Origin of the sequence: Flavobacterium oncorhynchi (assembly GCF_002217355.1) — a bacterium.
Lineage (GTDB): Bacteria > Bacteroidota > Bacteroidia > Flavobacteriales > Flavobacteriaceae > Flavobacterium > Flavobacterium oncorhynchi.
On sequence record NZ_MUHA01000030.1, the window covers coordinates 1 to 22,697 of the forward strand.

At 33.3% G+C, this 22,697-nt stretch carries 21 protein-coding genes; 6 read left to right on the forward strand and 15 right to left on the reverse strand.

What is annotated here, in order from left to right:
- Positions 1 to 215 precede the first annotated feature (215 nt).
- From B0A75_RS18620 to B0A75_RS18640, 5 genes are all read right to left on the reverse strand, one after another.
- Positions 216 to 1,580, reverse strand: a complete 1,365-nt coding sequence (locus B0A75_RS18620) for an amidohydrolase (RefSeq protein ID WP_089055770.1) — start codon at positions 1,578 to 1,580, stop codon at positions 216 to 218.
- A gap of 104 nt (positions 1,581 to 1,684) precedes the next feature.
- Positions 1,685 to 2,557 (reverse strand): AraC family transcriptional regulator, encoded by an 873-nt coding sequence (locus B0A75_RS18625; RefSeq protein WP_089055771.1) that lies wholly within the window; start codon positions 2,555 to 2,557, stop codon positions 1,685 to 1,687.
- A 166-nt stretch (positions 2,558 to 2,723) separates the two neighbouring features.
- Positions 2,724 to 3,137 carry a cupin domain-containing protein gene (locus B0A75_RS18630; RefSeq protein ID WP_089055772.1) on the reverse strand — a complete coding sequence of 138 codons (414 nt, stop codon included), beginning with the start codon at positions 3,135 to 3,137 and terminating at the stop codon, positions 2,724 to 2,726.
- A 23-nt stretch (positions 3,138 to 3,160) separates the two neighbouring features.
- Positions 3,161 to 3,577 (reverse strand): (R)-mandelonitrile lyase, encoded by a 417-nt coding sequence (locus B0A75_RS18635; protein ID WP_089055773.1) that lies wholly within the window; start codon positions 3,575 to 3,577, stop codon positions 3,161 to 3,163.
- A gap of 189 nt (positions 3,578 to 3,766) precedes the next feature.
- Positions 3,767 to 4,636 (reverse strand): helix-turn-helix domain-containing protein, encoded by an 870-nt coding sequence (locus B0A75_RS18640; RefSeq protein WP_089055774.1) that lies wholly within the window; start codon positions 4,634 to 4,636, stop codon positions 3,767 to 3,769.
- 263 nt (positions 4,637 to 4,899) lie between these two features.
- Between B0A75_RS18640 and B0A75_RS18645 the strand changes: the two genes are divergently transcribed.
- The 3 genes from B0A75_RS18645 to B0A75_RS18655 all read left to right on the forward strand — a co-directional run bounded on the left by B0A75_RS18645 (position 4,900) and on the right by B0A75_RS18655 (position 6,732).
- Positions 4,900 to 5,283, forward strand: coding sequence for a hypothetical protein (locus tag B0A75_RS18645; RefSeq protein WP_089055775.1), 384 nt, complete (start codon positions 4,900 to 4,902; stop codon positions 5,281 to 5,283).
- A gap of 20 nt (positions 5,284 to 5,303) precedes the next feature.
- Positions 5,304 to 6,170, forward strand: coding sequence for a chromate resistance protein ChrB domain-containing protein (locus tag B0A75_RS18650; protein ID WP_089055776.1), 867 nt, complete (start codon positions 5,304 to 5,306; stop codon positions 6,168 to 6,170).
- 61 nt (positions 6,171 to 6,231) lie between these two features.
- On the forward strand, positions 6,232 to 6,732 hold the full coding sequence (locus B0A75_RS18655) for a hypothetical protein (protein ID WP_089055777.1): 501 nt from the start codon (positions 6,232 to 6,234) through the stop codon (positions 6,730 to 6,732).
- Between the two features lie 46 nt (positions 6,733 to 6,778).
- Here the strand turns inward: B0A75_RS18655 and B0A75_RS18660 are convergent, their stop codons facing one another.
- Positions 6,779 to 7,249 carry a hypothetical protein gene (locus B0A75_RS18660; protein ID WP_123872412.1) on the reverse strand — a complete coding sequence of 157 codons (471 nt, stop codon included), beginning with the start codon at positions 7,247 to 7,249 and terminating at the stop codon, positions 6,779 to 6,781.
- An 11-nt stretch (positions 7,250 to 7,260) separates the two neighbouring features.
- Positions 7,261 to 7,752: a TlpA family protein disulfide reductase gene (locus B0A75_RS18665; protein ID WP_089055779.1), complete on the reverse strand. Its 492-nt coding sequence runs from the start codon at positions 7,750 to 7,752 to the stop codon at positions 7,261 to 7,263.
- Between the two features lie 166 nt (positions 7,753 to 7,918).
- On the opposite strand from B0A75_RS18665, the gene B0A75_RS18670 reads away from it, so the two are divergent.
- The gene (locus tag B0A75_RS18670) at positions 7,919 to 8,221 is read left to right on the forward strand and encodes an ArsR/SmtB family transcription factor (RefSeq protein WP_012025367.1); all 303 of its coding nucleotides are present in this window, start codon (positions 7,919 to 7,921) and stop codon (positions 8,219 to 8,221) included.
- Between the two features lie 6 nt (positions 8,222 to 8,227).
- Positions 8,228 to 9,334 (forward strand): NADH:flavin oxidoreductase, encoded by a 1,107-nt coding sequence (locus B0A75_RS18675; protein ID WP_089055780.1) that lies wholly within the window; start codon positions 8,228 to 8,230, stop codon positions 9,332 to 9,334.
- Positions 9,335 to 9,499: 165 nt separating this feature from the next.
- Here the strand turns inward: B0A75_RS18675 and B0A75_RS18680 are convergent, their stop codons facing one another.
- From B0A75_RS18680 to B0A75_RS18705, 6 genes are all read right to left on the reverse strand, one after another.
- Positions 9,500 to 10,648 (reverse strand): acyltransferase family protein, encoded by a 1,149-nt coding sequence (locus B0A75_RS18680; protein WP_089055781.1) that lies wholly within the window; start codon positions 10,646 to 10,648, stop codon positions 9,500 to 9,502.
- 243 nt (positions 10,649 to 10,891) lie between these two features.
- Positions 10,892 to 11,539: a DUF1349 domain-containing protein gene (locus tag B0A75_RS18685; RefSeq protein ID WP_089055782.1), complete on the reverse strand. Its 648-nt coding sequence runs from the start codon at positions 11,537 to 11,539 to the stop codon at positions 10,892 to 10,894.
- Between the two features lie 161 nt (positions 11,540 to 11,700).
- Positions 11,701 to 13,917: a glycoside hydrolase family 3 C-terminal domain-containing protein gene (locus B0A75_RS18690; protein ID WP_089055783.1), complete on the reverse strand. Its 2,217-nt coding sequence runs from the start codon at positions 13,915 to 13,917 to the stop codon at positions 11,701 to 11,703.
- Between the two features lie 206 nt (positions 13,918 to 14,123).
- The gene (locus B0A75_RS18695) at positions 14,124 to 15,767 is read right to left on the reverse strand and encodes a DUF6377 domain-containing protein (RefSeq protein WP_089055784.1); all 1,644 of its coding nucleotides are present in this window, start codon (positions 15,765 to 15,767) and stop codon (positions 14,124 to 14,126) included.
- 214 nt (positions 15,768 to 15,981) lie between these two features.
- Positions 15,982 to 18,243, reverse strand: coding sequence for an acyl-CoA dehydrogenase family protein (locus B0A75_RS18700; RefSeq protein ID WP_089055785.1), 2,262 nt, complete (start codon positions 18,241 to 18,243; stop codon positions 15,982 to 15,984).
- A 174-nt stretch (positions 18,244 to 18,417) separates the two neighbouring features.
- Positions 18,418 to 19,335 carry an EamA family transporter gene (locus B0A75_RS18705; RefSeq protein ID WP_089055844.1) on the reverse strand — a complete coding sequence of 306 codons (918 nt, stop codon included), beginning with the start codon at positions 19,333 to 19,335 and terminating at the stop codon, positions 18,418 to 18,420.
- Between the two features lie 100 nt (positions 19,336 to 19,435).
- Between B0A75_RS18705 and B0A75_RS18710 the strand changes: the two genes are divergently transcribed.
- Positions 19,436 to 20,854, forward strand: a complete 1,419-nt coding sequence (locus tag B0A75_RS18710; RefSeq protein WP_089055845.1) for an aminotransferase-like domain-containing protein — start codon at positions 19,436 to 19,438, stop codon at positions 20,852 to 20,854.
- 70 nt (positions 20,855 to 20,924) lie between these two features.
- On the opposite strand, the gene B0A75_RS18715 is transcribed toward B0A75_RS18710, so the two are convergent.
- Positions 20,925 to 21,872 (reverse strand): bestrophin family protein, encoded by a 948-nt coding sequence (locus B0A75_RS18715; RefSeq protein WP_089055786.1) that lies wholly within the window; start codon positions 21,870 to 21,872, stop codon positions 20,925 to 20,927.
- Between the two features lie 45 nt (positions 21,873 to 21,917).
- On the reverse strand, positions 21,918 to 22,640 hold the full coding sequence (locus B0A75_RS18720; protein ID WP_089055787.1) for an adenine nucleotide alpha hydrolase family protein: 723 nt from the start codon (positions 22,638 to 22,640) through the stop codon (positions 21,918 to 21,920).
- Positions 22,641 to 22,697: the final 57 nt, after the last annotated feature.

Genomic DNA, 22,697 nt, shown 5'->3' on the forward strand with positions numbered 1-22,697 from the left:
CACCTATTCTACTCAAGTGACATGAGTTAATCAAACTGATATATCAAAATTCATCAAAAAGAGAGATTTTTCTGTTATACAATTTTATGAATTACTTTCATAATTAAGGTTAAAGACCTAATTGCCTAATTTGTAAAGTTTTATTAAAAAAAAACTCCCAATTCTTTAAAATTGGGAGTTCTAAATTTTTGTTTAGAAATAATATCCATCGAAACTTAGCCTTTCAAAAACTCAGTTCCGCCATAAATCATTTTACCTTTATAAAATACACCTTCTCTTTTAGGCAAACGAGCTACAGCTTCGGCAGAGCAGCTTGCTTTTACAAGAATAAAATTAGCATCATTATTTTCTGCAGGCCAAACGCGAGTTCCAGAATCGTTTAAAGGCAATACTTCATCAGTTGTTGCAATATGAAGCGCACGACTTAAGCCAAACTCGTCTGTCCAGCCATATAATTGAGCGCATAATTTTGCCTTTTCAAGCATATCGCAAGTTCCGAAAGGCTGCCAATGATCAACAATACTATCCGTTCCAGTCATTAATTTTACACCGTATTTTTTCAAAGTCGGAATTGGCATAATCGTTCTCCCAATCGGAATTGTTGACACTACTCCTATTCCAAGATTACCCATTTGTTCTGCTATTTTTTCAAGATCTTTTGGATCCATTCTTGCAAGCGCAAAACCATGACTAATGTATGTTTTTCCTTGTAACTGCTTGTTTTCCTCAGTTTTCTTTATAATATATTCAATCGCTGCTTGACCAGACGGCGGTGATTCATGCAGATGGATGTCTATTCCTTTATTCGTATCAATTGCAATTTGAAACATAGCATCAAGCGATTTTTCCATATTACCATCAACATTTGTAGGATCAAGACCTCCAATAAAATCAACTCCCATTGCAGCAGCTTCTCTTAATAAAGGCTCTGATTTCGAGTACAAAATTCCATGCTGTGGAAAAGCAACAATTTCCCAGCCAAAACTATCTTTGTTATTATCCAAAGCCGCCAGCAAATGCTCCAAACTTTTTAATCCGCTTACAGGATCAATGTTACATTGACAACGTGCAAAAAAACTTCCTTGACTTTGCATTAGTTTAATCGCCTCTTCGGCTTTACGCTGAGAGTCTGGCAGTAATTGCGGAATTATCTTTTGCTCGAGCGTTATCATGTCTTTTACTGTATACCCTTTTCTTGGTGCAGCATTCCATGTTCCGCCGTAGTATGTTTTATCAATATGAATGTGCATATCTCGTAACCCTGGAAGCATAAGCATACCTTTAGCATCAACATTTTTAAGCTTTAAAGCAGGTTTATCTAAAGTGATGCTTTTAATCTTTCCATTAGCAATATGCAAATTATACAAACCCGTTTTAGTCGAAATAACTTCGTTTTTTTCGTTGTAATTAAAACCTTCTTCCAGACGTACATTAGTCAATAGGTAATCTCCTGAAACTTTTTCTTTACTTTCTTCAGGCAGCGATGCCGCATTTCCAGCAATTCCAGAGAATAAAGCAGCTCCAGTTGCAGCAGCTCCTAATCCTAAGAATTTTTTCCTGCTGATTATATTATCTTCCATAAGTTATGATTTGTTTTTTATTTCGATTTTAGAATATACTCTAAAATTGCTAGAGTATATGAATATGCAAAAATCGTTTAGAAATTAAAACAGCAACTGTAATATTACGGATAAGGATGGTAAAAATTATAACTTTCTTTAAAATCGCCTGGCGTTTTTCCTGTGTATTTTTTAAAAACTTTACTAAAATAACCATTGTCATTAAAGCCAAGTTGATACGCGATTTCTTTGATAGATAAATCTGTACTCGTAAGTAAACGTTTTGCTTCAAGAATTGTTCGCTCTTTTATAATATCTCCCGCTGGAGATTTTAAGTATCTCTGAGAAAGTATGTTGAGATAATTGGGAGTAATATTTAACTTATCGGCATAAAAGTTAACCGAGAATTCTTCATTGAAATGATTGTCTATCAAAGAATTGAATTTTTTAATCATTTTTTCTGGCTTAGTCGAAGAATCGTGCTGCGGAAATTGAATTAAATAATCCTTTTGTAATACTTTAAGTAATAAATGCAGTCGAAGCAATACAATTTCTTTCGTGCTTAAATCATTATCAGGCAAAATTAGTTCAATTTCATTCAAATGATTTTTTAAACCTTCAAACTGTTCCTGGGTTACAGAAAGACAGGAAGGTACATTTTGTTCAAAAAAAGGAAACGCTGACAAATTAGAAAATGCGTTAACAATTTCTGGCGAAAGCATAAGCTGAAAGCCAATTGTATCAACGTTTAACAGCCAATTGTGAACTTGTCCCTGCCTCACAAAATACACTTGATAATCATTGACTGCATATTGTGTAAAATCGACATTGTGCATTCCTGATCCTTTTTCAACAAAAAATACAAGGTGAAAATCGTGTTTATGCGGTTGTTCAAATGCATTTCGTCCTTTTACACTATGACGAAACAAAGTAATACCTAAAGTTTCTTCTCCAAGTATATTGCCAACAGATAAAACGGGAATTGGATGTTTTGTCAAAGGATAATGCAGTTAGTAATAGATTTTCAAAAATATAGAATTTAAGGATATAAAAACTATTTTGAGCCCTAGTTTCTTCGTTAAATAAAAAAGAGTTCACATCAATAAGACAGAACTCTTTCATTATTTACAATACTATAAAATTATAGTATTAATGTTATGTATTTTAAATATTATAATTTGAAGTTCCATAATATTCTTCATCATTAACACTTTCCAGCCAAACTCCTGTACCTTTATCAATTTCGGTAATAATGGCGATATAAGAAAATTTACTTAAAGGCGTCGCGCCGTACCAATGTTCTACTCCTGGTAAAATTGTGACTACTTCATCTTTATGAAGCGTTCTTATTTCACCTCCCTTTTCTTGGTAAAAGCCTGCTCCATTTGTTGCGATAAGCAAATGTAAACTTGCGTTGCTGTGCCATTTACTTCTTGCGCAAGGTTCAAAAGTTACTTCTTTAATAATGGTATTTTTAGGATGAATTTCGCTTGTTTGTTTTTTATAAGATACTTCGCCCGTCATATACGTATTCGGTACTTTTCCTTCTTCAATTACAGCTGTATAATTTGTTGACATAAGTTATTTTTTGAGATTAATTTTTATTTAAAACTATTGTATTCTTCATCAGTTACAGGTTCAAGCCAGTCTACAATTCCTGATTTAGTATTAGTACTGATGGCGATATGTGTAAATTCGCTGTTTGGTGATGCGCCGTGCCAATGTTTTACTTCTGGCTGAATATTCACTACATCACCCGCCTGAAGCAGCTGAATAGGTTTTCCCGCTTCTTGATAGTATCCAGTTCCCTGTGTTACAATTAAAATTTGTCCGCCTGGATGTGTGTGCCAGTTATTTCGTGCACCAGCCTCAAACACTACATTTCCAACAGCTGTATTTAAAACTGGATCGTTTGGAACCAACATTTTTACCCAAGCTTTTCCTGTAAAATAATCGGCAGAGGCTAAGTCTCCTTTTGGAAAAATACTTGTATTAAATTCATTTTCTGATGCTTTCATAATTTTCTTATTTGGAATTATCAGAATCAGAAAACTAAATCGAGAAAGCTAGAGTGCGCTTTATGAAGTATTATTTAGTCTATTAAAAACTGATAAAAGATTAATACTATAATTTCAAGGCAAAAGTAGTTCAAGCCGGCTTTTGCAAAATAACAATATTCAAACAAAAAATTAAGAAATTGAAACAATTTATACTCTCAATGATTTTGGAACCGTTCCCGTAAGTCTTTTAAAATAATTATTAAAATAACTCGGATATTCGAATCCAAGCGAATAACCAATATCCGAAATGCTCCAGTCTGTATGCTGTAATAACGCTTTTGCTTCGCCAATAATACGCTCTGTAATATGAGCCGTAGTTGGCTTACCTGTGACTTCTTTTACAGAACGATTTAAATGATTTACGTGCACAGCAAGACTTTGTGCGTAATCCTGAGGTGTTTTTAAAATCAGCGGTTCGTTTTTAGTCTCTATAGGAAATTGTCTTTCCAGCAGTTCTAAAAACAAAGAGGTAATTCTTGAAGATGCATTTTTATGTTTGAAGAAGTTTTCTGAAGGCTGCATTTTCATCGATTCGTGAATTATCAAATTGACGTAGCTGCGTATTAAATCATCTTTAAAAACATAATCCGTTTCATATTCTTTGATCATTTTTTGAAACAAAGAGTCGATAAAAATCTTCTGCTCAGCATTTAATGAAAATATTGGTGTTCCTCCTATTTTAAACAAAGGAGATTCGTGAAGTGTTTCCGAACGGTCTTTCGATTTTAGAAACTCTTCTGTAAAAACACAGGCGTAACCTTCGTAACCTTCGGAGATAGTTTCCCACGAATACGGAATAATTGGATTACCAAAAAACAAAATAGTTCCATCAGTCTCTATTCCGCGGTCAGCATATTGTATGATACTTTTACTGGTATTGATACAAATTTTATAAAAATCCCTGCGGCTGTAAACTGGAATTTTACTTTGATCTCCATTTATTTGATATACTTTAAAACCTTTAAGTTTTAAATCTGAAGTAAAATCGCAACTCTGAGTTTCTGTTTGATTATTCATTTTGCAAAGTTATGAAAATCAAATATATTTTTCAGCTGTTTTTCTTTGGACAAATCTTACTTAGAAATTTTCAAAGGCTTTTTTTTAAAAATAAACTGTGCTGAAAACAGAGTAAGGTTTGTGTCATTAAATTATATGTAAGCACTTCTTTATATGGCATGAAAATGGTTATTAAAAATTTAGAATCATTCTATTGGCTATACTTCATAAAATGATTTTGATTTGATGTAATTTTATATAAAAAATAAAAAAACAAAGATTATATGAGTGTTATTAAAGATGAAAAAAAGCTTCTTAATGCCATTAAACGGATCGATGAAAAAATCGATAAGAATAATGACCAAAAGATACTTGCCTTTTTTGAATCTCTTGGATTAACTGAAAGAGAGGACGTTCCCAAAAATTTTCTAGATTGGGACACGATTCTTATTGTTGTACCTGATCGCCACATTTCGCATGAATTAAAATATTATAAATTCTCTATATCAAGACTTTTTTTTGTTACAAATCCATATGCAGACCAAATTCATATTTATGATTTTGACGAATGGAAAAGTGTTACCCGAAACAAAACACAATTCCAAATTAGAGAAATGATGAAAACAAGTTTTGGCGGAGTTAAAAAATCCGCAGCAGATAACGACTAGTTTTAATTCTCTGAAAAGTAATGAAATGGATCACTCGTGAAAGACCAAAAATTGACAGGATAGCCAGTCCGTGGCTGATCAAAAAATTTGTTGACAGTGATGCCGAATTTATTTATGTGCCTTTTGATGAAGTTTTAGAAAAAGCAAAAGAATTAGATGCAATTCCTTTTGATATTCCCGAAGTAGAATTTACCCATTATAATGAAGAATGCACTTTTGATTATATTATAAAAAAATATAAAATTGTTGATCCTGCGGTTTTAATCATGGCAAAAATTGTTCGCGGCGCCGATACTGACCGCCACGATCTTGCAAAAGAAGCTGCGGGACTTTGGGCAATTTCTGCCGGGCTTTCTCATAACATTACTAACGATGCCGAATTATTAGAAACAGGACTAAAGCTTTATGATGCGCTTTACAGCTGGGCAAAACATTTATACAAACAAAATCATCTTCAAAATAGTCCATTTGAAAATCTGCTTCATGAAGTATATAAAAAGTTTTTAATCGAGAAAAAAACAAATCAAAAAACACCTTTATGGGTTAAAGATTTAAAAAACATAATTCAAGATCAAATCGATGCACAATTTACTTTTGATCTAAAGAAAATTTCAAATGATTTAGAGCTTAATCCTTCCTACTTATCAAGAGAATTTTCTAAGTATTTTGAAGATTTAAACTTTGGAGAATATGTCCGAAAGCTTAGAATTGAGAAAGCTATAAACCTTATTGAGTGTTCAACTTATACTTTAACTGAAATAGCCTATATGACCGGATTTTCAGATCAAAGTCACTTTACTAGAATATTTAAACTGCAAACAGGTAAAAATCCGTCGTCGTATCGTAAAAACGCACTTAAAAGTAATTCAAATACAAAAGGTAAATAGTGTACTATTTATAAAATTGCATTGTCTATAGTTTTGTTTTTTTTTAATAAACAAAACTAATATGATTTCATTCAAACACCTTTTTCCTGCTATTTTGTTTTCTTTAAATTTCAATGCGTTCTCGCAAACTGTTTATCCAAAAATTACGGGTTATTTTGGAATTCTTCATCCTATCGTGACTTTTAGCGATGAACAAACTAGTGTAAATTTTAGAGATTATTATGCTGTTGGTTTTCCTACCGGGATTAATATTTGGAAAAATCAAAAAATAGGATTTTCATTTGAAGTTGTTCCTAATATAAAAGTACAAGGAAACAGCGATAAAGTAACTAATTTATTGTTTCATCCCGGTGTTTTGGTTGCCTTAGGACATGGTTATACTTTTGCAGGAAGAGCCGCTTTTGAAAGCAGCGGCAGATACGGCATAACTCCTGTAATAAATAAAACCATCATAAAAAGTGACAATTGCAGTTATTTTGCGGCTGTTCCGCTGCCCGTTCGTTTTGGCAATAATCATCCCGCTTCTTTTACGATTGGTTTTCAATTTGGAATTGCTTTTTAAAATCTCTTAAAAAATAAGTTGAAATAAATTTATCTTTTTTTTTGACTCATCTAATTTCAAAAACTCTAATAAACTTTTTCTCTAATTTTTTTCTCTTTCTTTCTTCTTTCCATCTTGAATAGAATATAACAATAAGGAGAAACAAACTCACAATTGTAGTTGCCCGCCTGAGGCCTCTGCCAATGAAAAGAAAAAATATATTAATAAATATTAGAAAAACTACTGGAGAATATTGTGTCCAAAGCAATTGAAATTTGCTGTTTTCTTCAACAACATAATTTACATTAACCCTATTATTAATGTTTTTATAATTTCCTCTCACAATAAAAATTGTTGGAGATGCAGCTGAATTTATTGTTAACCGAAAACTGGTGTCATCAAAAAGTCCGTAAAAAGGTTTTACTCCACCAAATATGGGAAACAGTCTAAAACGGCTTAAATTCACTTTTAAAGAGCCAATTTCGGTGCTATTCTGCAATCTTGTACGAAAGTCTGATAAAGAAAGGTTTGATTCCATTTTATGAAGTATCATGGCGCTAACAAACTTTTAATTTTATTTTCCAGAGCCTGTCCGTGAATGTTTTTTGCTAGAATAATTCCGTTTTTATCCACTAAAAAGTTTAACGGAACAGATTGAAGCATATAATCGCCAACAACTGGAGACTGCCAGTATTTTAAATCGCTCACATTTACCCAAGGTAGTTTTCCTTTTGTTATGGCTGTCTGCCAAAGCGTTTTTTTAGTATCCATAGAAACACTGTAAATTGATAATTTGTCAGGATATGTATTGTATAATTTTAGCAGTAAAGGTTGTTCTTTTATACAAGGCCCACACCAAGATGCCCAAAAATTGACTAAGACTAGAGAACCTCTTAAAGAAGAAAGTACCACTAGATTGCCTTTTAAATCTGGAAGATCAATTTCGGGAGCAATGTCGCCAACATCAGTGCCAACAACTTGTGCTCTTGAACCCGTTATTATGCAAAATAGAAATATGGAAACGAGTAAAGTTTTTTTCATAGTTGATTAAGTTTAGTAGTTTGGAGCTTTTGAAACTAAAAGCAAATATAAATTTTCTAATTATTTTTTGATTCTTTTTATTGCACTTTCCTCTCCTCTGTCATAAAGTTTTGCTAAAAATATTTTGCTTAATTGGCATATCGGGAAAAGTCGATATATTTGCGTCATGGAAAATATAGAAATATTTAAGGCACTCTCTAACAAGTCTAGATTACAAATGCTGGAATGGCTGAAGGAACCCGAAATAAACTTTCCGGGACAGCTTGAGCATGGTGGATTTGAACACGGAGTTTGTGTGGGACAAATTCAAGCCAAAGCCGGCTTAACACAATCTACAGTATCTGAATACTTGTCTATTTTACAACGCGCCGGATTCATCGAAGCCAAGCGTGTTGGGCAATGGACTTATTATAAACGCAACGAAGGTGCCTTTGAAGCACTTAGTAAATTAATTCAATCTAATTTGTAAATTACTATGAGTACAAACAACCTGTTTTCGCCATTTAACTTAAAAACGTTAAATCTGAAAAACCGAATCGTAATGGCGCCAATGACGCGCTCTTTTTCTCCAAATGGAGTTCCAACTGACGAAGTAGCTTCTTACTACCAAAAAAGAGCTGAAGGCGAAGTTGGTTTAATATTATCTGAAGGAACTGTAATCGACAGACCTTCATCATCTAATGATGCAAATGTACCTCACTTTTACGGTGAGCAGGCTTTAAACGGCTGGAAAAAAGTGATTGACGAAGTTCATGCTGCCGGCGGACAAATGGGCCCGCAAATCTGGCATATGGGCGTTATGGACAATCACCATTCTGGATGGGTTCCTCCAGTTCCTTTTGAAGGACCATCTGGATTAAATCGTCCAGATTTTAAAAATGGAATTGCCATGTCTGAAAAAGATATTGAAGATACAATTTTAGCTTTTGGTAAAGCTGCTGCTGATGCCAAAAGATTGGGTTTTGATACTATCGAAATTCACGGTGCACACGGTTATTTAATTGATCAATTCTTTAGAGCCGAAACAAATTTGCGTACTGATATTTATGGTGGTAAAACATTACCAGAACGTAATCGTTTTGCGATTGAAGTAGTAAAAGAAATTAGAAAACAAGTTGGAAATGATTTCGCTGTGATCATGCGTTTTTCTCAATTTAAACCTTCTGATTATAACTATAAATTGGCTAAAAATCCACAGGAATTAGAAGCTTGGCTTACTCCTCTTGTTGACGCTGGTGTGGATATTTTGCACTGCTCTCAGCGCAGATTCTGGGAGCCTGAGTTTGAAGGTTCTGATTTGAATTTTGCAGGATGGGCTAAAAAAGTAACTGGAACGCCGACTATTACAGTAGGTTCTGTTGGACTTTCCAGTGATTTCTTTGGTGCATTTGCGGGTGAAAGTTCTGAGCCAACTTCTTTAGAGGAATTAAACAGACGTTTCGACAGAGGCGATTTTGATTTAGTTGCCGTTGGAAGACCGCTTTTATCTGATCCAAACTGGGTTGCTAAAATTAAAGAAGGAAAATTAGACCAATTAAAAGGTTTCAGTAAAGAAGCTTTAGGAGCATTAGTTTTAGAATAAGCTTTTTGTTTAGGTTCAAAGTTACAAAGGTTCAAAGTGGCAGAGTTTTTTTACTTTGTCCTTTGAACCTTTCTTTTTAGGTTCAAAGTTGTAAAGGTTCAAAGGAACAGAGTTTTTTTGTCCCTTTGAACCTTTGCTGCTATGAGCCTTTGTCCCTTTAAAAAACTAATTATTAGCTACAGCAACTTTTAACTTTTGGTATTTATTTGTAAGCCAATTTCGAACTGGTTCATCATAGAATTTCAAACATAATATTGCAATTACAATACTCGAAAATAAAACTACAATTCCTAATGGGTAACCTTCTTTCAAAGTAACTTTATTATTTGCAACCCAAGCCATATAACAGTAAACTAATGGGTAATGTATAATGTAAATTGGATATGAAATATCTCCTAAAGCTTTACACACTTTAAGCGATACAGGATTTGTGATCTGTCCTCCTGCTCCAATTGCAACAATTATTGGAAATAAAATGATAATACAAAACGATTCATATAAACCGTTCATCCACAAACTGTTTTCGTCGCCAAGTCTTGGAATGCTGAAAATAATGATGATTAAAAGGCTGCAAACCCAGAAAGCACCTTTGATATGAATTAGTTTTCCTAAACGTGATAATAAAACTCCTGCAAAGAATGGATACAACAAACGTGTAAAACCAATATTCATTTGCTCAAGATTTAACGACCAGCCTCCAATAACATCACCTTTTGGTCCAAAAACAGTTAAATTGATAAGCATTCCTGCAAATATCAAAACGAAGATTGATAAAACGGTATTTGAAAATTTACGAAAGAATAAAGCGTATAAAATATTACCAATATACTCGAAGAATAAAGACCATGCAGGCCCATCAAGCGGATGCATTTCTCCCCATCCTCTAATTTCTAATGATGGCGGAATTGGTAATAAGGTAAAACCAATAACCATGGTTAAAATTACTTTCCATACTTCCATTCCTGCAATCTGCGGGAACATAACATCTGAGGCTTGAAAATAATAGAAAATGGCTCCTATTATCATTCCCATAATTACCATGGGCTGCAAACGAATTAAACGGCGTTTGTAAAACTCCCATTGCGTCAGCTTGCCCCAACGATCATCATAGGCATATGCTACAACAAAACCTGATAAAAGAAAAAAGAAATCAACAGCCAAATAACCGTGATTCATAAGTTGTTTAAATCGGCTTCCCTCATTAAAAGCCTCAAAGATGTGAAAAATAACGACTAGAACTGCGGCTACTCCTCGTAAACCGTCTAAAATTTCATAATGTTTTTTTGGTTTAATGTCAATAGAAATTGAACTCATAAAATACTTTTTTTTGTGGTTAAAAGATTAATTTATGTTATTTGGCATTGGCTAAAATAGCGCTTTTTTTTACAATGAATGACAGGTTTTTGACTTAGTTGCAAATTTTCTGCGTTTTTTTTGCAATAAGAAGAAAAAATTTCACAACTTAATATTTATCTTTCAGTCTCTGCTTAAAGCGTACTATTTTTTTGACACTTAAAGTTAATTACCAAGAATAAGCTAAAATCAATAATTATTCAATTACTGATGATTTTTAAGCCATTCTGTCCTGCGTTGATCCGGCAAATGTTTTACAGAAAAATTTTCAAATTTTGCTTCAAAACCCTTTCCATCTGGAGAAGCGGCCATTAATCCAACCATAACAGGCGTATCATCTTGCAAAGGTGCATTTCTAGTCATTACATAATTTTTATCATCGTAAGAGAAAAATACTTCAACGGCATCTAATCTTCTCACTGCTTTTATCCAGATAAAAGGCGGTGCTTTTTCTAGCGTTGTAACACTCCAATCGCTTTTGTCGTGTGTAACTACAGTGCTGATATTAAATTTACCGTCTACAAACTCAACTCCAGTTTTGATATAATTTTTCTCATCAACACGAATCATAAGTCCCATTTGGTCGAAACGAGCAATATAATTTCCTGTCAATTTTACTTTTACTTCAAACTCTCCTCCGTAATTAGCATAATAAAAAGGGGCATCATCAACCGTAAATCCGTAATGAGAAATACGCCAGTAATCACTGTTTGCAGTAACATTCATAATTAAAGCATTGTTTTTAATTTCCCATTTTTCAGGTTCATTAAACCATTGCATTTTGTTTAAGCTTTGTGCCGATAGATTTTGGGCTAAAAACAAAGTCATGGCCCCAAGTAAAACTTTTTTCATAATAACTATTTAGATAATAAAGTATTTTTTTTTACGCTGTAAGATAATAAGTTCAATCCTTAATTGATTTCAATATCTTAAAGATAAGTTTAGTTAAAAAGCAAAGCTGCAACTTTTTACACTTGCAGCTTTACTAACCAACCAATTTAGAAATAATGAAATTATTTAAGTGAGAATCCCACTTTAGATTTTATATCTGTTGAAGAAGCTCCAATAATTGCTTCGAAATCTCCAGGTTCAGCAACCCAGTCATGTTTTTTATCATCAAAGAAACTTAAAGCTGTTTTATCAACCGTAAAAGTTACCGTTTTTTCTTCTCCAGCTTTTAGCGAGATTTTCTCAAAACCTTTTAGTTCTTTTATCGGGCGTGGTAATGAAGATTTCAAATCGCTTATGTAAAGTTGTACAACTTCTGAACCTTCTCTATTTCCTGTGTTTTTTACTTTTATAGAAAATGTAATTTGATCTCCCGTTGTCATTTGTTTTTTATCAGCAGTAACTTTTCCGTATGCAAAAGTGGTGTAACTCAAACCGTGACCAAACGAGAATAATGGTTTTGCTTTTTGTTTATCTGCCCATCTGTAACCAACAAAAATACTTTCGTTATATTTTACAGTATCTCCGCCCGGAAATTCTCCTAAAGCGTGGGCACCATTATCTGATAATTTTACTGGGAAAGTAAAGGAAAGTTTTCCTGATGGATTTGCATCACCAACTAAAATCGAAGCCAAAGCAGTTCCTGCTTCTGTTCCTAAAAACCATCCTTGTACAATTCCTGGAACTTCTTTAGTCCAAGGCATTGCAACTGCATTTCCAGATATATTTACAAAAACGATGTTTTTATTTACTTTCGCTAAATCAGTAATTAATTTATCTTGATTGTACGGAAGTCCAAGTTCTGTACGGTCAAATCCTTCGGCATCTTGTTTGTCGCTTTTATTTAAACCGCCAATGAAAAGAACGATATCTGCATCTTTAGCCGCTTTTAATGCCTCTGCAGTCAATTCTGCAGGAGAACGTTTGTCTTCTAAACTTACTTTAGCAATAACACCATTGTAATCGCTTGTTGGATCTCCTACATAACCACGAGCATATACGATTTCAGCTTGACTTCCAATTCTTTTCTTTAAACCTTCAAGAGGTGTAATTTCATATTTTGCTTTAAGAGAAGAACTTCCACCGCCAACAGTCATCATTTTGATTGCATTCTCTCCAATTACAGCAATTTTCTTGGTTTTAGAAAGATTAATTGGCAGGATGTTATTTGTGTTCTGAAGTAAAACAATTGCTTCTTCGGCAATTTTACGGCCGGCTTCAGCATGTTCTGGCGTTCCAAAAGATCCAAAAGGACGATTTCTATCCATTGTAGTCAAGAAAGATAAACGTAAAACACGACGTACTTTTTCGTCTAATTCTTTAGTTCCAACTTCACCTTTTTTTATCATTTCTGAGTAAGGTTTCGCTAGGAAATAATTATCATAAGCATTACTTGTTCCCCAAGAAAGACCGTTTGTCCAAGAACCAAATTCCATATCTAAACCATTATGAATAGATTGTTTTGTATCGCTCACACCTCCCCAATCTGAAACTACAGCTCCTTTAAAGCCCCATTCACCGCGAAGAATATCATTCAATAAAAATTCATTGTGGCAGCATTGTTGACCTTTGTATTTATTGTAAGCCCCCATAATTGACCATACATCGCCTTCTTGAACTGCGGCTTTAAAAGCAGGCAGATATATTTCGTAAAGAGCACGATCATCTACGATTACATCAACGGAATTACGTTTTGTTTCTTGATTGTTTAAAGCAAAATGTTTTACACAAGCTGCTACTCCGTTTGATTGTACACCTTTAATGTAAGGGACAACCATTTTTGAAGCTAAAAACGGATCTTCGCCCATGTATTCAAAGTTACGACCGTTTAATGGGCTTCTGTAAATATTTACTCCCGGTCCTAATAATACATTTTTGTTTCGGTAACGCGCCTCTTCTCCTAGTGATTTACCGTATAAATGAGCCAATTCTTTATTCCATGTTGCCGAAAGTGCTGTTAAAGCCGGAAATGCAATACAAGAATCATTTGTCCAGCCAGCTTGGTCCCATTCATCCCATTTTACTTCGGGACGAATTCCGTGAGGGCCGTCCGTCATCCAGTTTTCTGGAATCCCTAATCTCGGTACGCCTGGAGAACTGAATTTTGACTGTGCATGAATCATGGCGATTTTTTCGTCGATTGTCATTCGAGAAAGTGCATCTTCTACACGTTCACTAATTGGCTTTTTATCATCTAGATAAACAGGAACTTTATTTTGTGCATTCAATCCGAATGAACTCAATAAAACTAAAACAACGATTGTTTTAACGTTTTTAAACATAACTATTAATTATTTAAGCATTCAATTTATTTAAAGATACAAGCAATCATTTTGCACCATTTAATAATATTGTAAAACTAAAACGTTATAGTTAGTGTTAGATTTTTAAACGAAAAAAAGTAGTGACTTAAAAAGTTAAAGTATTAATTATTAGATAATTAAATAAAAATAAGAAGCAAAAAAAGTAGTGCTTTTAAAACCAAAAACTATATTTTTTGTGTAATTAAACCAATTTTTATGACCATTTCTTCAAAATCATTTCTCGAAACTGCTGCCTTATTACGAGCTCTTGTTCGATAATTATAAATTGTACTTAAAGAATAACGAAGAAATGCTGCAATCTTTACGCTGTCTGTAATTCCAAGGCGTATTAATGCGAAAATGCGAAGTTCAGTATTTAACAATTCTCCTTGCTTTAAAATGATCTGTTCTTCCTTTATCAAAAGTGCGTTGAAATCTTTTACAAACGTTGGATATAAATTCAAGAAAATAATATCAAAGTTTTTGTACAGTTCTTCAAGTTCATTATCAACGAGCGTTGTTGATTTTAGGATTTTATAAATTTCGTCAAACTGTTTTGCTGTTGCTTTCTTGTTCAGAATGATTCGGTAGTTTTCTAATTTATTGATATAAGTAGAACAAAGGCTGAAAAAATGAGCAATATACTCCTCTTTTACATGGTTTGATTCTGATAATTGTGCGTTACGTTCCTGAAGCTGTTTGTTGGTTTCAGATATATCTTGATTTAATTCTGCTAATTTTTGACTTGTTTCATACAATTCTCCCCGAATTTTAGAAACTCTTTTCATTTGTTTGTACACATAAATGACAGCCACAATCAAAAAAGCCGATAATAAGCTTATACATAATAAATACAACTGCAATTCGGTTTTACGTTTTGCTTCTTTTTCTAAATAAACGGTATTGATAATAGAATAAACTTCAGACATTAACAAGGTGCGAAATTGTACATTGCAATAAAGCGCATCTTCAATGGCTGATTGTGTAAGTTTATAGGCCATATCTACATCTTCTGTTTCATAAAAAACTAAAGCTAGTTCCTGAATTGAAGCATTGTCTTTGTTTACATTTTTTATATCTGCAGTGGCCGATAGCGCGTAGTATTTTTTCTGTAATTCGACTTGATGTGTTTTCTCATAAATTTTCCCCAATAAATAGGTAATCATTGCGTATTGAGGCTCTTCTTCTTTTGAGTTTTTCAATAATAACAACAATTCTTTTTGGGAGCTTACCAGTTTTTTATGATAAATATCTTGCTGGATTTTATTGATTTTGTAGGTTATTGATTTCGGGTCTAAAATTGTCAATAAAGAATCTCTGTATTTTTGTATTTGCTCAATGTAATGTATGCTATAACTATTAGCAGCATAATGCTCAAAGAATTCGCGATAAGCAATGAAATAATTTGCAAGTAAGTTTTTTGATAATTTATTCTTGTCAATGCTTCTTAAAATGGCTTCAGATTCACGATACTTTCCAGATGAGGAATAAAGTGTTACTAACTGTAATTGGGCTAAATGCAATAAATCTTTATTCTGAAGCTGATTGGCAATTTTTAGATTCTTTTTTACGTAGAAAATGGCTGAATCAGAATTAAATTTTTGATATTCTGTATATAAAGTTTTGTTGTAGTTGTACTCCTGCTCTTTTGTTAAACTGTCTGATTTAATTTTTTTGAAGTTTAAAATTCGTTCTTCTTTTAGTTTAACATAATGCTCTTTGTTTTCTAAAGCACGGTTTAGATTAGCTAAGATATCATCAATGCTGTCTGCAGCAAATACAGGAACGTTTACAAGAATGAAGAATAAAAACAGTACGTATTTTTTCAAGTTGATTTAAGGTAAATAAGAATTACAAATATAATAAAGTAATCACATTGGTCTAGTTCCTAAATATTTTATTTAAATAAACTAGGAGAAACATAGTTTCGATTCTGTTCTAAGACTTCGGGCAATGTCATTACGTTCAGCCACTTTTGATTGAATACCAACTGTTATCAGATTTTTATCTGTTGTGAAAGCTCCAGCGGAGCATTTTTTAATACTATAACTTAGAAATTGGTGCAGACAAACAACTTTCTGGAATGTCAAAAGCATTAACCAGAGCTAACGCATCTGGGCGGATATCCCAGCATAATTGATTTACCATTTTTCTGATTGCTTTTGTTTTTACAGCTTCCATATATCCATCTTCAAGAAACCAAGCCTTGTTTTTTTCTAATTGAGAAAGTGCATACAGCTGACTTAATTTTGTCAATATTTCTTTTGTTTTTAAATCTTCTACAGCTTTAACTGCGATTTGAAACTGTTCTAGAACTACTCTTTCTAAGTAAGCTTGAGACACATCTATCATTTGATGCTGCACTACATTAAAAGCATCATAAGTATCTAATCCGTCATCAATTAACCTTTTAATACGTTTAGCTGCTGATGCTAAAATTGTTTTCTCTCTGTGAATGAAAGCCTGCAAATGGAATTCTCCATCTAATAAATGTTCGTCTTCTGTTCTGCGAGTAGCAATTGGGTTCTTTTCAGTAATTGCGGTTTTTGCATTTTCATACACATAATTTATAATTCCGAATGATCCCATTTCACCAAAAGATTTTCTAAACTCAGATAAACGATTTTTGGCCGTTAACTGCATTAAAACAGTGTTATCTCCTTCAAAAGTGGTGTAAATTTCAGTGTCATTTTTTAAAGCATCGATTCTATTTTCAGACAAATATCCTTTTCCACCGCAAGCTTCACGGCATTCTTGCAGTATATCTCTTGTACTCCAAGTTGAATATGATTTCAATCCCGCAGCCAATGCTTCGATTTCCTGCATTTCGGCTTCTGTTCTATTCAAGAATCTATTAGTAAGATATTGCAGAGCAAAATGTACTGCATATATTTTTGCCAAATGCGGCAGTAAACGACGCTGATGAATTCTATAATTTAAAATTGGAACTTCTGATCCTCCTTCTGGGCCAAACTGTCGGCGTTGGTCACTGTATCGAATTGCAATTGTTAATCCCGATTTTGCTGCTGATAATGCAGAACGCGGAATCCCAATTCTTCCGCCGACTAGAGTTCCTAACATCGTAAAAAAGCGTCTGTTATCACTTGGAATCGGACTTTCAAATTCTCCTTTGTCGTTTACCGATGCAAAACGATCAAGCATATTTTCTTTCGGAATCACGACATTATCAAAACTTATGGTTCCGTTATCAACTCCGTTTAAGCCCATTTTATGACCGCAATCACCTATTGTAACTCCGTTTAGAATATTTCCATTTGCGTCTCTTAGTCCAACTACAAAAGCATTTACACCATAATCATGGCCGTCAATAATTAATTTTGCAAAAACAGTCGCCATTTGACCATGAACCGCGGCGTTGCCAATATATTCTTTTTGGGCATTTTTGTTTGGTGTATGAATTGTAAAGGTTTGATTGTTATGATTGTAAGTTGCCGTAGTTTCCAGTCCTTTTACATTAGATCCATGATGTGTTTCGGTCATTGCAAAACAGCCGGGAAGCTTTAAAGAACCAATATCTTTTAGATATTTGGCGTAATGTTTCTCTGTTCCAAGAGATTGTACACTCATTCCCCAAAGTCCAAATTGAACTCCAAATTTTATTACCAAACTCAAATCATGGTAACTTAATGTCTCCATTACAGCAAAATAATCTGCAATGTTTTCTCCGCCGCCATATTGCTTTGGATAAGCCATATTTCCTAAGTTTTCCTCCGCTAGAATTTTACACCATTTATATACTGTTTGACGGTAAATATTAATATCTGTCGAAGTTTCGTAAGCAAACTCGGGTTTCGAAATTATTGATTTTACTCTGTTAATAATTGGTGCTTCTTTACCATTTAGAATTGATGTTAATTGTTGAATATCAAAACTATTTGTTGTTTGAGAATTAGCGGTTAATGAATCTGATTTTGTTTTAAAATTCTGAATTACTTCTTCTCCCAGAATTCCAAGATCATTTTCCAGTTTTGTAAAATCTGATTCTAAAGCCGAAATGTCTAAGTCTTTTTCTGAAAGTGCAACCGCAATATCAAAAATAGATTTTATAGACGACTTGTCTTTTATATTAGCTTCAATGTCTGATTTCCATTGTGTGAGTTCATTTCGCGAAGGCGGATTTGAAATATCAACTTTTGAGAGAAGATATTCTTGCTCTTCAACTGAAAGTTTTTTTTGAGATTTTATAAACTCTTTTAGTGTAACAAATTCTTTTTGAGTTAAAAGATCATCGGACCACACTAAATAAAACAATGGAATAAAGGCTTGAAGTTTGGCGTTTTTCATAGAGAATAGGTTTGGAAATAGTTTTTTTTGCCACTCCGATAAAGATCTGAAGTGGTATTTTTCAATTTACTGCATAAAAAAACAGGAATGAAAAATACTCATTCCTGTTCAAACATCCTGTTAAGATTCTGGTAATTTATATTTTAAACCAATAAAAAATATAAAAAACGATTGTTATTTAGAACCTTTGGATACTGGGATTAATTTTTGCTTTATGGCAAAAATATGATGTGAATTAAAAACCAATACTGCAAGAAATACAATTCCGTATGCGATAATTTGAATAGACCCAATTGGCTCTTTATAAAAGAATGCTGCCAAAAGAAATGCAATCATTGGATTAATATTCAAAAGCATCCCCACTGTTGAAGAATTAATACCTGAAAGTGCGTATAAATTAAGGAATAACGGAAAGATCGTAAACAAAATGGCAATGGTTTCGATACAGAAATAAAACTTAAATTCTGTTGGAACCTGTCCGCTGTAAGCAGGATAAAAAGGCAGTAAAAATAAAGCCGCCAATGTAATATGGAAAGTTAAGACTATAAATTTATCAAAACCTTTATTTATACGCTGACTTACTAAATAAGAAGCATAAGTAAAGCCGATTATAATACTGAAAACCATATCCATAATATTGGTATAAGATAAAAGCAGACAACCCGAAATACTCAAACCAACAGCCATCCATTGTGTTTTACTTAGTTTTTCATGCAAAATAAAATAAGCCAATAAAGTGGTTAGAATTGGGCATACTAAATAGGCTAATGAAGTTGCTTTTACACTAACATGATTCATTACATAGATAAATGTAAACCAGTTTGCCATTAAAAAAACGCTTCCGCCAATATTTAGTAAAATACTTCTTCGTTTTTCAGAAATCGGCATAGCTTTAAAAGTAGCAATAGTTTCTTTTATTTTTTTTCTTCTAAAGGTAAAAGCAATCAACAGCATTAGAATACTACAGCTGAAAACACGATAAAACAATATGTCCAATGATGGATATTCATGTATTGGTTTTAAAACCAAACTAAAAAATCCCCAGATTACAAAACATGTAATGGCTGCGATGTAGTATTTTGTTGTTTTCATCTGGATATTATTTATACTTTTTTTGATGAAACAAATTTCTAAAAAATTATACAGCAATACAGATACAGTTTTTGTAAATTGCACCATAACAGTTTTTTTTATGAAAGATTCGAATTACTTGTATTTACAGTTTGCTGATCGTATTGAAAAACAGATTAAATCTGGTGTTTTAAACGTGGGTGACAAACTGCCCTCTATACGCGAAGTATGCGCAGAAACCGGCTACAGTATGAGTACCGTGAGCAAAGCTTATTATGAAATTGAGAGCAGATCACTTATAGAATCAAGACCGCAATCTGGATATTATGTAAGTAATATTTCGGCTAGAACAATTCCTGAGCCATCACCAAGTAGTCCTATTTTAAAATGTGAAAACATTGATCGAGAAGATTTGATCGATCAGGTTTATGGTAATATGACCGATAAAAATATTACGATGCTTTCTTTAGGATTCCCATCTAATGAGCTGCTTCCCATTGCTAAGTTGAATAAAGGAATGGTTCAAGCCATGCGACAGCTTCCAAACAGCGGAACGAGCTACGAACAAGTTCAAGGAAATTTAAATTTAAGAAAAGAAATTGCCCGCTGGTCCTACACTTGGGGCGGATCTTTGACTGAACATGATATAATTACAATGCCAGGCTGTACTAGTGCAATTTCACATTGTTTAATGACTTTGACAAAACCGGGAGATACTATTATTACTGAAAGTCCAGCGTATTTTGGAATTTTACAATTGGCAAAATCATTGGGTTTGTACATTATGGAACTGCCGACCAACATGACGACTGGCATAGAATTGGAAGCTTTAAAAAAGGCTCTTTCCTCAAAGAAAGTAAAACTTTGTTTGTTGATGAGCAATTTTAGCAATCCATCTGGGAGTATGATGCCTGCTGAACATAAAATAGAAGTAGTTCGATTAATGGAATTTTACAATATTCCGCTGATTGAAGATGATATTCATGGCGATTTGTACTTTGGCTCCAGCCGTCCTACAAACTGTAAAACGTATGACGAAAGCGGTATTGTGCTGTGCTGCAGTTCTGTTTCAAAAACGCTTGCACCAGGTTATCGTGTAGGCTGGGTTTCGCCTGGAAAGTTTAAAAAACAAATTTTGCGAAATAAAATTTACCACAGTCTCTCCTCGCCTACAATTACGCACGAAGTTGTGGGAGATTTTCTAAAAAATGGGCGCTATGAGAATCATCTTCGTAAAATCCGTCAAATTTTAAATCGTAATTGTAATAATTATATAAACACGGTTTTAGAATCTTTTCCAGCAGGAACAAAAGTAAGTCAGCCGCAAGGAGGTTTTTTTCTATGGATTGAGCTTGATAAAAGTATCGATACAGCTGCATTTTATCATTTAGCTATGAAACACAATATTAGTATTGCTCCGGGACGTATTTTCTCTTTTCAAGATCAATTTTCAAATTGTATGCGCCTGAGTTTTGGTCTTCCTTGGTCAAATGAACTTAGGGAATCAATACAAACTCTAGGAAAACTTGCTGGCAAATAATATAAAAAAGCTGGACAGCAAAAAAAAATATACTGTCCAGCCAACAATTAAGAGACCAAAATTAAAATTGTTATAAAACGAAATAAGCGTCTTTCTCGACTTTTACTGGTTCGTCTTTTAAATCAAATTCTTTTATAATATCAAATTCACTTTGATATTCGTTAAGCATTTGTTTGATATTTCTTTCTATTGTATTAGCAATAGTCGTTACAGGTGTGTCTGAAGGTCTATTTTCAAATGGATCCTGCAAGTGAATAGCCATTCTTTCTATTAAAAAGAAAGCTCCCGATATTGCAGTAATTAACGGAATCGCAAACCAGCTTAATACGCTTGTTAAACCAAATGGAAGCAGAAAAATAAATAAACACAGCGTCAATCTAATGTACATACTGTAAGTAGTTGGGAAAATAGTATTTTTAATTCTCTCACACTTACCCATCTCATCGCATAATCTTGACAATGTATTATCAATTTCTACTTGTTGATACATATTGATTCGCTTTTCGTTCTTAGCATTTCTAAGATCTCGCGCATGAAGCATTAAAATAGCATTTGGTATATTTTGATGGTTTTTGATGTAACGAAGCTCTTCTTCGCTTACCAAACCTTCAAGCGGTTTTATGGCGTCTTTGTTTCGCAGCGCTTGACCTAAACTATAACACCATGCAATCTGTCTTTTGGCAAAATTCTCCTTGAATTCGCTCGCTTTAACAGAAAAATCTGGATCTTTATAAAACGTCAATACTTGACGAATTAAGGTTCTTGAGTCGTTTACAATTGCTCCCCAAACAATTCTTGCTTCCCACCATCTATCATAAGCCTGATTAGACTTAAAGGCTAATAATAAGGAAATAATCGTTCCAATCATTGTTGGAATCGCAATTGGAATATCTACAGGAAGATTTATAAAATAGTGATGAAAAATTTCAAATAGTATGGTATAAGTCAATACCAAGGCAATTTCTACTTTAATTTTCCCGAGAACGTACTTCATTGGTATTCTTTTCTTTAATAACATATCGTCGGTTTTAATTAAATTAATTATTTAAAAGAGTGATTTGATTTAAACCAATTCTTCGTATAACGAAAGAACAGGAAGTCCTAGTCGCTCATTAATACTCTCTTTTTTAGTTTTCTTAAATTTGATTTTCTCACCTTTACGAGTTTCTACAAGCAAATCGATGTCATATTTTGAAATTGCTTCATTTAAATATGGAGCCATATCTTCATAGTTATCATCGATTTTTGAAGTTTGGCTTACAATTTCATAAGAGAAATTATCATTCAGAAATTGCTGAACATCTTTAATATGCATATTTGCCTTACCATTTTCGATATAAAGTGCCTTGTTGAAATCGTTTTTAGGCTGTTCAATTCCTAAGTGCAGAATTGGGCATTTTTGGTTTCCTGCCAGCTGAGTTAAATACTGATGGATACGTTTGGTCTCTTTTTTATAAGAGTGAGTTAAGATGACCAATTTAACAGAAAAGTTGTCTATAATACCTCTAAAAATTGGAGATGAAAGACCGTATTGATTGTGGATTTTTATTTTGCAGTTTTGCGTATGACCAATCATATATCTGCAAGTTTCTAAAACTTCTTCTTGGCTTCTTGTAAGTCCAGTTCTCATTTCACGTAAAAAATGAGAAGAAGAAAAAGTATCCGGAGTGTCAGAAACCATCATTAGAATGATTTCGCACTCCGATTCTTTTGCTTGATTAATAGCAGCATTTACTGCGCTGATTGTATCGTCTTTTAATGTAGTAGGTATAAGGAAATTTTTCATAAGTATATTCTTTTAGTTTATACATACAAAATAACTCCTTGGAAATTAGATCGTTCT